Annotated in this window: 12 protein-coding genes; 10 read left to right on the forward strand and 2 right to left on the reverse strand. The window is 70.3% G+C overall.

The features are described 5' to 3' along the window. Window positions 1-88: 88 nt before the first annotated feature. On the reverse strand, window positions 89-835 hold the full coding sequence (locus ABT004_RS22965) for a FadR/GntR family transcriptional regulator (protein WP_351339927.1): 747 nt from the start codon (window positions 833-835) through the stop codon (window positions 89-91). Window positions 836-917: 82 nt separating this feature from the next. Continuing rightward, window positions 918-1,685, reverse strand: coding sequence for an SDR family NAD(P)-dependent oxidoreductase (locus ABT004_RS22970; RefSeq protein WP_351339929.1), 768 nt, complete (start codon window positions 1,683-1,685; stop codon window positions 918-920). A gap of 206 nt (window positions 1,686-1,891) precedes the next feature. Between ABT004_RS22970 and ABT004_RS22975 the strand changes: the two genes are divergently transcribed. The 10 genes from ABT004_RS22975 to ABT004_RS23020 all read left to right on the forward strand — a co-directional run bounded on the left by ABT004_RS22975 (window position 1,892) and on the right by ABT004_RS23020 (window position 12,582). After that, window positions 1,892-3,868 (forward strand): beta-galactosidase, encoded by a 1,977-nt coding sequence (locus ABT004_RS22975; protein WP_351339932.1) that lies wholly within the window; start codon window positions 1,892-1,894, stop codon window positions 3,866-3,868. A gap of 118 nt (window positions 3,869-3,986) precedes the next feature. Then, on the forward strand, window positions 3,987-5,318 hold the full coding sequence (locus ABT004_RS22980) for an ABC transporter substrate-binding protein (RefSeq protein WP_351339935.1): 1,332 nt from the start codon (window positions 3,987-3,989) through the stop codon (window positions 5,316-5,318). Between the two features lie 110 nt (window positions 5,319-5,428). Beyond that, window positions 5,429-6,292, forward strand: coding sequence for a carbohydrate ABC transporter permease (locus ABT004_RS22985; RefSeq protein ID WP_451190362.1), 864 nt, complete (start codon window positions 5,429-5,431; stop codon window positions 6,290-6,292). Continuing rightward, on the forward strand, window positions 6,289-7,191 hold the full coding sequence (locus ABT004_RS22990) for a carbohydrate ABC transporter permease (protein WP_351339941.1): 903 nt from the start codon (window positions 6,289-6,291) through the stop codon (window positions 7,189-7,191). The genes ABT004_RS22985 and ABT004_RS22990 overlap by 4 nt, the downstream gene beginning before the upstream one ends. A gap of 31 nt (window positions 7,192-7,222) precedes the next feature. Next, window positions 7,223-8,371, forward strand: a complete 1,149-nt coding sequence (gene dgoD / locus ABT004_RS22995) for a galactonate dehydratase (protein ID WP_351339943.1) — start codon at window positions 7,223-7,225, stop codon at window positions 8,369-8,371. 150 nt (window positions 8,372-8,521) lie between these two features. Then, on the forward strand, window positions 8,522-9,250 hold the full coding sequence (locus tag ABT004_RS23000) for an SDR family NAD(P)-dependent oxidoreductase (RefSeq protein WP_351339946.1): 729 nt from the start codon (window positions 8,522-8,524) through the stop codon (window positions 9,248-9,250). A gap of 44 nt (window positions 9,251-9,294) precedes the next feature. Then, window positions 9,295-9,798 (forward strand): 2,4'-dihydroxyacetophenone dioxygenase family protein, encoded by a 504-nt coding sequence (locus tag ABT004_RS23005; protein WP_351339948.1) that lies wholly within the window; start codon window positions 9,295-9,297, stop codon window positions 9,796-9,798. Between the two features lie 96 nt (window positions 9,799-9,894). Further along, entirely contained in the window at window positions 9,895-10,887 is a 993-nt protein-coding gene (locus tag ABT004_RS23010; protein WP_351339949.1) for a LysR family transcriptional regulator, read from the forward strand. 46 nt (window positions 10,888-10,933) lie between these two features. Next, the gene (locus tag ABT004_RS23015; protein ID WP_351339951.1) at window positions 10,934-11,608 is read left to right on the forward strand and encodes an RraA family protein; all 675 of its coding nucleotides are present in this window, start codon (window positions 10,934-10,936) and stop codon (window positions 11,606-11,608) included. 11 nt (window positions 11,609-11,619) lie between these two features. After that, entirely contained in the window at window positions 11,620-12,582 is a 963-nt protein-coding gene (locus ABT004_RS23020) for a sugar kinase (protein WP_351339953.1), read from the forward strand. Window positions 12,583-12,594: the final 12 nt, after the last annotated feature.

A 12,594-nucleotide genomic window follows, 5' to 3' on the forward strand; every position in this document is an offset into this window, starting at 1 on the left:
CCGGGGGCGGCGGCCGGGGCGCCTGGGTTGCGGACGGGGGGCTCCGCCCCGGACCCCGCGCCTCAAACGCCGGCGAGGCTGGATCGCCTCAATCGCCGGCGGGGCTTGATCCGGCCCGCCCCAGATCCCGCGCCGCCTGCGCAAGCAACACCCGCATCGCGGCCTCCGCCGCATCCGCATCGCCCACCCGCACCGCATCCAGCACCGCGCGGTGACTCGGCACCGGGTCCCTGGGGTGACGCCCCGTACCGTGCACGAGCCGGTCGCGGTGGGCCAGCCCCGCCGCGATCACCAGGTCCATGCGCTCCAGCAGCTCGTTGTGGGAGGCCCGGAGCAGCGCGCCGTGGAAGGCCAGGTCCGCCTCTACCGCACGCGCCGCACTGCCCTCGGCCACCTCCCCCACCTCCCCCATCGCCGCCAGCGCAGCGTCGAGCGCATCCAGATCGTCCTGCGTACGGCGGCACGCCGCGAGCCGCACCGCGGCCGGCTCGACGATGCCGCGCACCTCGTCCAGATCGCCGAGCAGCGGATTGCCCGCGCCCCCCGCGACGCCCCCGTCCAGCGACTCGAACTGCCAGCGCAGCACATCCGCGTCGAGGAGATGCCAGTCCGCGCGGGGCCGTACAAACGTGCCGCGCTTCTGCCGGGCGTCGACCATGCCCTTCGCGGCGAGCACCTTCAAGGACTCCCGCAACGCGGTGAGGCTGACGCCCAGTTCGTCCTGGAGCGCGCCGAGGTCGAGGGTGGCCCCCTCCCCGATCCGGCCGCTCAGCACCCGGTGCGCGATGGTCTCCACGGTCTGCCCGTGCACCCCGCGGCGCGCGTACCCCGCCATGTCCTACCTGCTGTTCTCTCGACGTCTCGGCCCACCAAGTATCCTTGGGGCGGCGGGAGTTCACCCCACGTACGGCATGCGTTCACGCCGACGACTTCACCACGCTCCACCCGCCGTCGACCACCAGGCTCGCCCCGGTCACGTACGAGGCCTCGGGCGACGCGAGGAACGCGATCGCGGACGCCACCTCGTCGGGGCTGCCGAACCGGCGGGCCGCGGTCCCGGCGACGCTGGCCGCCCGCTCCTCCTCCGGCACCCGGTCCCACACCCCGGTCAGGATCGGCCCCGGCAGGACGGTGTTGACCCGCACCAACGGGCCGTAGTCCACGGCGAGTTGGCTGCTCAGGGAGAGCAGACCGCCCTTGGCCGCCGCGTACGCCGGATGGCCCGGGATGCCGTGCCTGGCGTGCACGGACGAGACCAGGACGACGGCCCCCTCCTGCTCCCGCAGGTCGTCCAGACAGGTCCGCACGCCGAGGAACGCCGCCGTGAGCCCGATGGACAGCTGACGGTTCCACGACTCGGGCGAGGTCTCGTGTGCGGGGGCGACCTCGATCTTCACCGCGTTGCTGACCAGAACCCCGACGGGGCCGAAGGCGCGCGCGGCGGTCAGCACCTCCTGCCAGGACTCCTCGCGGGCGACGTCCGCGGGCACGAGCGCGGCGCGTCCACCGCCCCGCTCGATCTCCTTGACCACCCCGGCCCCGTGCCGCTCGTCGATGTCGACGAGCACGACGGCCGCCCCCTCCGCGGCGAGCCTGCGCGCGGTCGCGGCGCCGATGCCCGCGGCGGCGCCGGTCACGATGGCGGTGCGCCCGGCGAAGCGGTCGGTGACACTCGGAACTCTCATGGGCTGCCTCCTGGCTCCGACGACTACCCCTACGGCTGCTCCGACGACTCGGAACATGATCATCAACTGTTCGGCTGTGCAGAGGGGTTGACCGCCTCACCCCCCACCTCTAGATTCCGCCACGTTAATTCCTAATTAATGGATTGAACAGACCGAGCACAACCGCCTGGCACAGCCGGCGGCTCCCACGGATCGAGTGAGGTGCGATGCTCCACTTCGGCGCCGACTACAACCCCGAGCAGTGGCCCGAGGAGGTCTGGGCCGAGGACACCCGGCTGATGAAGGAAGCCGGGGTCACCATGGTCACGGCCGGGATCTTCTCCTGGGCCAAGGTCGAACCCCGGCCCGGCGCCTACGACTTCGGCTGGTTCGACCGCGTCATGGACAACCTCGCCGACGCGGGGATCCGGGTCTGCCTGGCCACCATGACCGCGTCGCCGCCGCCGTGGCTGTCGCGCCTGCACCCGGAGGTCCTCCCGGAGACCGAGGACGGCCGGCGCAAGTGGCCCGGCGGCCGCCAGCACTACTGCCCCTCCAGCCCGGTGTACCGGGAGCACGCCACCCGCCTCGTCGAACGGCTCGCGACCCGCTACGCCGACCACCCGGCCCTGGACACCTGGCACATCGGCAACGAGTACGGCTGCCACACCCGCCAGTGCTACTGCGACGTGTCCGCCGCCGACTTCCGCCGCTGGCTGCGTGAGCGCTACGGATCCGTGGACGCGCTCAACGAGGCCTGGTCCACGGCCTTCTGGTCGCAGCGCTACGACGACTTCGCCGAGGTCCTGCCGCCGCGCCTCGCCCCCACCTTCGCCAACCCGGCCCAGCAGCTGGACTATTGGCGCTTCAGCGACGACGCGCTGCGCCAGTGTTACCTCGCCGAGCAGGCGGTGCTGCGCCGCGTCACACCGGACGTGCGGATCACCACGAACCTGATGCCGAACCACAAGCCGGTCGACGCCTTCGCCTGGTCCGAGCACATGGACGTGATGGCGCTCGACCACTACCAGGACCCGTACGAGTCGGACCCCCACCTCACCGCCGCGTACAACTTCGACCTGATGCGCTCGGCGCGCGGCGGGCAGCCCTGGCTGCTCCTGGAGCAGGCGCCCAGCGCGGTCAACTGGCGCCCGCGCAACAGCCCGAAGCAGCCGGGCCGGATGCGCCTGTGGAGCTGGCAGGCCGTCGCGCAGGGAGCCGACGCGGTCCTCTACTTCCAGTGGCGCCAGTCGCGCGGCGGAGCCGAGAAGTACCACTCGGCGATGGTTCCGCACGCCGGTACCGACACCCGCATCTTCCGCGAAGTCTCAAACCTGGGAAGAGAGTTGGCGTCGCTCCCCGAGATCGCGGGAACCCGCTCGACCGCCGACGTCGCCCTCCTCACCGACTGGAACAGCTGGTGGGCCCTGGAGCTGGACTCCCACCCCTCCACGGCACTCAACCAGTCCGAGATCAACCTCGCGCACCACCGGGCCCTGTTCGACGCGGGTGTGCCGTGCGACGTCGTCCCGCCGGACCGCGACCTCGCCGCGTACAAGCTCGTCGTCGTGCCGAACCTGTACCTGCTCAGCCAGGAGAACGCCGAGCGGCTCGCGGACTACGTAGAGGGCGGCGGGCACCTGGTCGTGTCCTTCTTCTCCGGAATCGTCGACGACTGCGACCGGGTCGAACTCGGCGGCTACCCGGCCCACTTGCGGCAACTGCTCGGTATCCGTACGGAGGAGTTCTGGCCACTGGACGTGGACCAACACCTCACGGTGGGTGGCGAGTTGAACGGTACGGCCGATCTATGGTCCGAGGCCATCGACCTGGAGGGCGCGGCCGCCGTCGCCGTCTTCAAGGACGGCGACCTCGCGGGCCGCCCCGCCATCACCCGCCACACATACGGCGAAGGCACCACCTGGTACCTCGCCACCCGCCTCGCCCCGACAGCCCTGCGCACCCTGTTGGACGGGGCCCGCGAGGCAGCCGGCGTCCACCCCGTCCTACCGAACCTCCCCGACCACGTACAGGCCACAGTGCGCGAGGGTGAGACCGGCCACTTCCTGTTCCTCCTGAACCACGGCGCGGCCGAGACAACGGTCCAGCTGCCGACACCGATGCAAGACCGCCTCACCACCGACTCGGCCCCCGCCACTCACGTCACTCTTCCGGCCCGAGGTGTAGCGGTCCTTCAGAGCTGAGCCCCGTGCATTTCAAGCCCCGCCGGCGATTGAGGCGCGGGGTCCGGGGCAGCGCCCCGCAACCGCAACCCCGTGCCACCGCACACGCACCCGCACCCGCACCTGACAAGGAGGTCAGATGCCCCAACCACCCACCCGGCGCAAAGTCCTCACCTGGGCCGCAGCAACCGCCGCCACCCCCGCCCTAGCGGCTTGTGGCGAATCCGCCGGCGCCGCCCGCAAAACAACGAACCACGGCCGTAAACCGGGCCAAAAGGTCACCCTCCGCCTCTGGACCTGGGTGCCCCTGCAAAAGGCCGTCGCCCTGTGGAACAAGCGCAACCCGGACATTCAGGTCGTCGCCCAGATGGTCCCCGCCAACACCTCCGGCGGCTACCAGAAGATGCACGCCGCCGTGAAGGCCGGCAACCCGCCGGACCTCGCCCAGGTCGAGTACTACGCGCTGCCCGAGTTCATGCTCGAAGGCGGCCTGACGAACCTGAGCGAGTACGGGGCGGACAAGCTCAAGGACCACTACGTCGACTGGCAGTGGAAGCAGGGCGTCTTCGCGGGCGGCACCTACGCGATCCCGCAGGCCTCGGGACCCATGGGCCTCTTCTACCGCAAGGACCTCCTGGAGAAGTGGGACGCCGACGTCCCCCGCACCTGGGACGAGTACCGCGCCACCGCGAAGAAGGCCAAGAAGCACGGCTCGTACATCACGGCCTTCCCGCCCTCCAACGCCCAGTGGTTCGCCTCCTTCCCCTGGCAGCGCGGCGCCCACTGGGTGCGTACCGAGGGCGACACCTGGGTCGTCGACCTCACGTCCCCCGAGTCGCTTGAGGTCGCCGACTACTGGGACGGACTGGTCCGCGACCGCTTCGTGCTCCAGACGCAGGACGCGCAGAGCGCCTTCTACAAGGGGTTGCAGACCGGACAGCTGGCGACGTGGCCGGGCGCGCAGTGGTACGACGCCCTGATCCGTGGCAACGCCCCGCGCACCAAGGGCACATGGGCGGTGTCCGAACTGCCGCAGTGGGAGGCGGGCGCGCACGCCTCATCGAACTGGGGCGGCTCCTCCACCGCGGTCCTCCAGGGCTCTCAGCACCCGGTCGAGGCGCTGAAGGTCGCGCACTGGCTGAACACGAACCCGGACAGCATGAAGCTGCTGATCGAGGCCGGATACGGCTGGCCCGCCGCGAAAATCGACCTGCCGAGGACTCCGCTCGGCAAACCGGACCCGTTCTTCGGTGGCCAGCGCTACAACGAGGTGTTCCAGGTCTCCGACCGCAACGTCGACACCTCCTGGCGGTACGCGCCGACCACGACGCAGTCCTTCACGCACATCCAGGACAACCTGGCGCTGGCCCTCGCGGGCAAGGGCACGTTCGTGGACGCCCTGAAGGACGCGCAGACCAAGTTCGTCGACGACCTCAAGGCCAAGGGGCTCAAGGCGAGGAGCGCACGATGACGACATCACCCGTGAAGTCCGCGGCGCCCGGCACCGGGCGTGACGCCGCCGCCGTGCCCGTCACGAGCGGGCGGCGCGCCCGCCGGGCCAGGCCCGACCGCAAGGCGTGGATGTTCCTCGGCCCGTTCCTCGCGGTCTATCTGTTCGCGATGATCATTCCGGTGTTCTACGCGATCTACCAGAGCCTGCTGAAGGTCGAGCGTTCGGGACCCCTCGGACTCGGCTCCCCGAAGGTCGTCTTCGGCGGCCTCGACAACTACGCCGTCGCGCTCCAGCAGGACGCCTTCCTGGAGGGCTTCGGCCGGGTGCTGCTCTTCGGGATCGTGCAGGTCCCGGTGATGCTGCTGCTCTCGCTCGGCCTCGCCCTGCTGCTCGACCAGATATCGGACCGCTGGGCCGGCCTGATGCGGGCGACGTACTTCCTCCCGTACGGCATCCCCGGCGTCATCGCGACGATCCTGTGGGGCTTCCTGTACGTCCCCGGCATCAGCCCGATCACCGAGCTGCTCGGCGACCTGGGCTTCCAGCCGGACTTCCTCGGCCCCGACAACGTGCTGTGGTCGATCGCGAACATCGTGATCTGGGAGTTCGCCGGCTACAACATGCTGATCATCGTCGCCCAACTCCAGTCGATTCCCCAGGAGTTGTACGAGTCGGCGAAGATCGACGGGGCGGGTCCCTGGCAGATCGCGCTCCGCGTCAAGATCCCGCTCGTCCGCCCGGCCCTCGTCCTCACCTGCGTGTTCTCCATCATCGGCACGATGCAGCTGTTCGCGGAGCCACTGGTCCTCAAGAAGATCGCGCCGGCCGTCATCCCCGACTACACGCCGAACCTCAGCGCGTACTTCGACGCCTTCTCCAACGCCAACATCTATGTGGCCGCCGCCAAATCGGTGATCCTCGCGGTGGTCGCGATGGTCCTGTCCTTCGGCTTCCTGAGCCTCGTCACCCGCAAGCAGAGGAGCGAGCGATGAGCGCCGTCGACACCGCCGACGTCAAGACGCCCGCCGCCACACCGGCCGGCAGGCCGCCACGGCGTCTCACGCCGGGCCGGATCGTGCTGGTCGCGGTTCTCACCCTCGCCGCGATCTACTTCCTCGTCCCCGTGTACTGGCTGATCGTCGCCACGACGAAGAACAACGACAGCCTCTACGGCTCGTTCGGCTTCTGGTTCGACAACCCCCAGCTGCTGCACAACCTGGGCAACGTCTTCTCCTACGACCGCCACATCTACGTCCAGTGGGCGCTGAACTCCGTGCTGTACGCGGGGGTCGGCGCGGTGCTCGCCACACTGTTCTCGGCGGCGGCCGGATTCGCTCTCGCCAAGTACCGCTTCCGGGGCCGCGAGGCGGTGTTCAAATTCGTCCTGGCAGGGGTCCTCCTCCCCTCGACGGCCCTCGCCCTCCCCTTGTACCTGCTCTTCAGCAAGCTGCACCTCACGGACACGTACTGGGCGGTCCTGATCCCCAGCATCGTCAGCCCCTTCGGGGTGTACCTCTGCCGGATCTACGCGGAGGCGTCCATCCCCGACTCCGTGCTTGAGGCGGCGCGGGTGGACGGCGCGGGTGAGGAACGGATCTTCGCGACGCTCGTCCTGCGCATCATGACGCCGGCGCTCGTCACGGTCTTCCTGTTCCAGTTCGTGCACATCTGGAACAACTATTTCCTGCCGTTGGTGATGCTCTCCGACGACCGGAAGTACCCGATCACGCTCGGCCTGGTCACCTGGCAACAGGCTGCCGACCGGGTCCCGGAGCTGACGCAGTACACCATCGGCGGCGCCTTCGTCTCCGTCATCCCGCTGGCCTTCGCGATGCTCGTCCTCCAGCGTTTCTGGCGGACGGGTCTGACCGAGGGCAGCGTCAAGGAGTAGTCCCGCGTCACAGAGCAAGGGAGCAATTGGTTTGAAAATCACCCGAGTCGAGACCTTCGCCGTCCCGCCCCGCTGGCTGCTGTGCCGGATCGAGACGGACGACGGTCTCGTCGGCTGGGGCGAGCCCGTGGTGGAGGGACGCGCCGACACCGTCCGTACGGCCGTCCACGAACTCGCCGACCAGCTCCTCGTCGGCGCGGACCCGCTGCGTGTCGAGGACCACTGGCAACTGATGACCAAGGGGTCGTTCTACCGGGGAGGACCGGTCCTCTCCAGCGCCGTCGCGGGCCTCGACCAGGCGCTGTGGGACATCGCGGGCCAGGCGTACGACGCGCCTGTGCACCAGCTCCTGGGCGGTCCCGTACGCGAGCGGGTGCGCGCCTACTGCTGGGTGGGCGGCGACGAACCGGCCGAGCTGCACGACCAGATCGCCGAACAGTCGGCTGCGGGCTTCACAGCGATCAAGATGAACGGTGCGGGCCGCACGAACCGGCTTCCGACCGTCGCCGAACTCGACGCCATGGCGGCCCGCGCCTCGGTGGCCCGCGAAGTCCTCGGCCCCGAGGGCGACTTCGCGGTCGACTTCCACGGCCGGTTCACGGTGGCGGGCGCGGTCCGCGCGGCGGAGGCCATCGCCCCGTACCGCCCGATGTTCGTCGAGGAGCCGGTCCTCCCCGAGTACACGCACCGCATCGGCCGCGTGGTGGACTCGACGACGACACCGGTCGCGACGGGCGAGCGCCTCTACTCCCGCACGGAGGTTCTTCCGGCCCTGCAGTCGGGCGTGGCTGTCGTACAGCCGGACCTCTCGCACGCGGGCGGCATCTCGGAGTCGCGACGCATCGCCTCCCTCGCCGAGACCTTCGACGCACTGGTCGCCCCGCACTGCCCGCTCGGCCCCGTCGCCCTGGCGGCGAGCCTCCAACTCGCCTTCTGCACACCGAACTTCCTCATCCAGGAACAGTCCATCGGCATCCACTACAACAACGGCTCCGAACTCCTCGACTACGTGTCGGACCCCGAAGTCTTCCGCTTCCACGCGGGCCACTTCACCCGCCCCACCCTGCCGGGCCTCGGCGTCCGCATCGACGAGAAGGCGGTCCGCGCGGCGAGCGACTCGGCGCCGGGCTGGCACAACCCGGTGTGGCGACACGGGGACGGATCGTTCGCGGAGTGGTGAGTTGCCGCGCCGCGAACACGCTCCTCCACAGCATCCGAATGGCCCTCATTCCGCCCACGTATGAGAACTGACGCCTGAACACCCGCCGTGGTCGACTCGGAACGATCGCGCTCGCGATCGTTTCCGAGCCGGACGCAGAAGGGGGCACACGTGCGCCAGGACGAGGTGGCGGGGCCCGGTGGACGGACCGTGGTGGTCACCGGCGGGACCAGTGGCATCGGTGCCGCGATCGCGCGGCGCTTCGCCGCCGACGGGGACGAGGTCGTCGTCGGCGGACTCGACGCGGACCGGTGCACGGGGGAACTCCCCCCGGACGTACGGGCCGTGGAGCTCGACGTCACACGGGCGGACGCGCTCGGCGCGTTCCTGGGCGGGCTCGACCGGCTCGACGTACTGGTCAACGCAGCCGGGGTGATCGCCCGTGGCCGGGAGTACGACCCGGAAGTCTTCGCCGACGTCGTCGGCGTCAACCTCACCGGGACGATGCGCAGTTGCGTCGCCGCCCGCGAGGCACTCGCCGGGACCGGCGGCTGCATCGTCAACGTAGCCTCCATGCTGAGCTACTTCGGCGGCCCCAAGGTTCCCGCGTACAGCTCCAGCAAGGGCGGGGTGATGCAGCTGACGAAGTCCCTCGCGATCGCCTGGGCGGGCCAGGGGATCCGGGTCAACGCGGTGGCGCCCGGCTGGATCCGCACCCCGCTCACCGCCGCGTTGCAGGAGGACCCGGAGAACAGCCGCCGCATCATCGACCGTACCCCGATGGGGCGTTGGGGCACGCCCGCGGAGATCGCGGGGGCCGTCGCGTTCCTCGCGGGCCCGGACGCCGGGTTCATCACGGGCGCCGTGCTCGCGGTGGACGGCGGCTATCTCGCCGCGTGAGCGTCGGCGCGCCAACTGCCGTATACAGGAAGGGATGTAACGCCATGTCACAGAGTCGAGGGCCGGTCATTCCCGTCTCCTCCGTCGTGCCGCCGGAGATCGCCCTGGCGGCGCTGCCCGAGGACGAGCGGGTGTGGGTGCCGCAGGCGCCGAACGTATGGTTCCGGCCGCTGATGTTCAACACGGTGACCGGGCAGTGGTGCAACCTGCTGAAGGTGACCGCGTCCGGCATCGTGTCCCGGCACCGGCATCCGGGGGTCGTCTTCGGCTATGTCATCAAGGGCAAGTGGCACTACTACGAGCACGAGTGGGTCGCCGAGGCGGGCCACTTCGTCTACGAGCCGCCCGGCGAGATCCACACGCTCGCCGTGCCCGAGGACTGCGCCGAGATGATCACGTTCTTCAACATCACCGGCGCGATGGCGTACGTCGACGAGGACGGCGTCCAGATCGGCTACGAGGACACGTTCACGAAGATCGAGATGTGCCGGGAGCACTACGCGAAGGTGGGGCTCGGCGCGGAGTACGTGGACCGGTTCATCCGCTGATGTCCGAGAAGGACGGCGGATGAGGTGATCACGCACCATTCTTTTGACGGCTCACCGAGGGTAGCGTTCCGGTCGATCTCGGTAACTGGAGGCGTCATGGACCTCGCAAGCGTGCACCACTACCGCATCGACTGGATCGTCAGCTTCGTGGCGGTCGCCCGGCACGGCAGCTTCTCGGCCGCCGCCAAGACCCTCTACCGCTCCCAGCCGCGGGTGAGCAGCCACATCGCCGCGCTGGAGCGGCTCGTGGGGCGACGGCTCGTGGACCGTTCCGTGCAGCCCGCGACACTCACCCCCGAGGGGCGGGGACTGCTTCCGCACGCCGAGGAGATCCTGCGGCGGCTCGACCTGATGGCACAGAGCACCGAGGGGGCGGTGTGCGGGACGGTCCGGCTCGGCTGCTATCCGAGCGCCGCCGCCCACCTGTACCCGCGGGCGGTGCGGGCCCTGCGCGCCGCGTATCCGCGGGTGCGGCTCGTCCTGCACGAGGGGCCGAGCCTGGAGCTGGGCGAACGACTCGCCGACGGGGGCGACGGGGGCGTCGACCTGGCCGTCAGACCGCTGCACCCGCTGGTCAGCTCCGACCGGGTGGCCAACCGGGTGCTGTGGCGCGAGCCGCTCGTCGCGGTCTTCCGCGCCGACCATCCGCTGGCCGGCGCGCACGAGGTGGCGCTCGCGCAGACGGTGACCCAGCCGGTGATCAGCATCGGGGAGAGCGACGACGGGCACAGCCGCCAGTACGAGACCAACCTCGCCTTCGCCAACCTCGGCCTGCGGCCGGTGATCAGCGAACGCACCAACCAGCCGCAGACGTTGATCTCCCTGGTCCGGCACGGGCTCGGCGTCGGTGTCACCAACGCGCTCGCCATGACCACCGCCGACACCGAGGGCGTGGCTCTCGTGCCGATCCGCGACGCGGGCTGCGAGCGGGCGGTCGCCACCTGGTGGCGGACCGGCGAGGAGTCACCCGCGGTCGCGGCGGTACGGGAGTGTCTCGACCGGCTGCCGGGGCCGACCTGGCCGTGGGCCGCCCCTGCCGTGCCCGCGCCATCCGCTAGTCGAATAGCAGCATTCGCGAGCGAGCACTGACGGGCCATCAGTGCGCTCCTACGGTTGCCCCAGTCGATTCGCCGACATGGACAGGAGCACATACCGCATGGCCAACTCCTTCTCCCCCGAGACCATCGAGGCGTTCCGCTCGATCGCCACGGCGTCCGTCGCCGACGCGGTCGAGCAGTTCGGAGCGCACGGCTACCTCTCCGGCACCATCCGCCAGGTCCTGCCCGGCAAGCTCGTCGGCCCGGCCGTCACCGTCCTGGAGGTCCCCTCGCCCGAGCCCGCCCCGCCGGAGCACGCGCTGCGGGCCATCGACGAGTCGGCGCCGGGCAGCGTCGTCTGCATCGCGGCGGGCGGCGCCGACGTCGCGGTGTGGGGCGGCCTGATGAGCGCGGGCGCCGTCGCCAACGGCGTCGCGGGCGCGGTCCTCGACGCGGGTGTGCGCGACATCGAGGAGATCCGCCGCGACTACCCGCACTTCCCCGTCTACGCCCGCGGCGGCGTCCCGGCCACCACCGTCGGCCGCTACCGCACGGTCAGCCTCAACGAGCCGGTGGAGATGGGCGGTACGCGGGTGTACCCCGGCGACCTGATCGTCGCGGACAGCGACGGCGTGGTGTGCGTACCCGCCGACCGCGTGCCCCAAGTACTGGACGCGGCGCAGGAGATCGAGCGAAGGGAGCGCGAACAGACGGCTCTGATCCTGGAATCGGGGTCGCTTCAGGGCGGGCTCGAGAAGTACCACCGGATCTGAGGCCGGCCGCCATGGACATCCTCGCGCTGGGCGAGCCCCTCCTCGAATTCAACACGTCCACGGATACGCCGGGTCCGGTCGACGCGGGCGCCTCCTTCACTGTCGGACACGGCGGTGACACCTCCAACTTCTGTGTGGCGGCCCGACGTTCGGGGGTCGACACCGGGTACGTGACGCGTATCGGGGACGACGACTTCGGTGGCGCCTTCCTGCGGCTGTGGGAACGGGAGGGCATCCGCACGGAGCACGTCATCCGCGAGCCCGGCGGACGGACCGGGATCTACTTCATCTCCCGTACGCCGACCGAGAGTTCCTTCACGTACTACCGTGCCCAGTCCCCCGCCAGTCGGCTCACCCCCGCCGACATTCCGCAGGAGGCGATCGCCCGGGCCCGCCTCCTGCACCTGAGCGGCATCACGCAGGCGATCTCCACCTCGGCCTGCGACGCGTCCTTCCACGCGATGCGACTCGCGCGGGACAACGGCACGTTGGTCAGCTACGACCCCAACATCCGGCCCGCCCTGTGGCCCGCCGAACGGGCCCGCGCCGTGGTCTGGCGCAGCGTCGAGCTCTGCGACATCGCGCTGCCGAACCTCGCCGAGGGGCGGCTGCTCACCGGGCTTACGGCGCCGGACGACATCGTGGCCGAGTTCGTGCGTCGCGGGCCTTCGGTCGTCGTCCTGAAGATGGGCGAGCAGGGCGCGCTCCTCGCTCACGACGGGACGGTCACCCGCATCCCGCCGCACCCGGTCGACCCGGTCGACACCACCGGAGCCGGTGACACCTTCGACGGCGCCTTCGCGGCGCGCCTCCTCGCCGGGGCCACCGCGACGGAGGCCGCCCGGTACGCGGCGGTCGCGGCGGCGCTCACCACGACCGGGCCGGGCGCCGTCACCCCGATCCCGCACCGCGACACCGTCGAGAGCGAGCTCAAGGACCGTCGACCATCACCGTCAACCACGCCTGTCCGATGAGGAGTTGAGAAG

It is taken from the genome of Streptomyces sp. NPDC002790 (assembly GCF_040295505.1).
GTDB lineage: Bacteria > Actinomycetota > Actinomycetes > Streptomycetales > Streptomycetaceae > Streptomyces.

What these genes read in the sequence shown, in the direction of transcription:
- ABT004_RS23005 (WP_351339948.1), top strand. Translation starts at nt 9,295, where the DNA reads ATGTCACAGAGTCGAGGGCCGGTCATTCCCGTCTCCTCCGTCGTGCCG.
- ABT004_RS23015 (WP_351339951.1), top strand. Translation starts at nt 10,934, where the DNA reads ATGGACAGGAGCACATACCGCATGGCCAACTCCTTCTCCCCCGAGACC.
- ABT004_RS22965 (WP_351339927.1), bottom strand. Translation starts at nt 835, where the DNA reads ATGGCGGGGTACGCGCGCCGCGGGGTGCACGGGCAGACCGTGGAGACC.
- ABT004_RS23020 (WP_351339953.1), top strand. Translation starts at nt 11,620, where the DNA reads ATGGACATCCTCGCGCTGGGCGAGCCCCTCCTCGAATTCAACACGTCC.
- ABT004_RS22980 (WP_351339935.1), top strand. Translation starts at nt 3,987, where the DNA reads ATGCCCCAACCACCCACCCGGCGCAAAGTCCTCACCTGGGCCGCAGCA.
- ABT004_RS22990 (WP_351339941.1), top strand. Translation starts at nt 6,289, where the DNA reads ATGAGCGCCGTCGACACCGCCGACGTCAAGACGCCCGCCGCCACACCG.
- ABT004_RS23010 (WP_351339949.1), top strand. Translation starts at nt 9,895, where the DNA reads ATGGACCTCGCAAGCGTGCACCACTACCGCATCGACTGGATCGTCAGC.
- ABT004_RS22970 (WP_351339929.1), bottom strand. Translation starts at nt 1,685, where the DNA reads ATGAGAGTTCCGAGTGTCACCGACCGCTTCGCCGGGCGCACCGCCATC.
- ABT004_RS22985 (WP_451190362.1), top strand. Translation starts at nt 5,429, where the DNA reads ATGTTCCTCGGCCCGTTCCTCGCGGTCTATCTGTTCGCGATGATCATT.
- ABT004_RS22975 (WP_351339932.1), top strand. Translation starts at nt 1,892, where the DNA reads ATGCTCCACTTCGGCGCCGACTACAACCCCGAGCAGTGGCCCGAGGAG.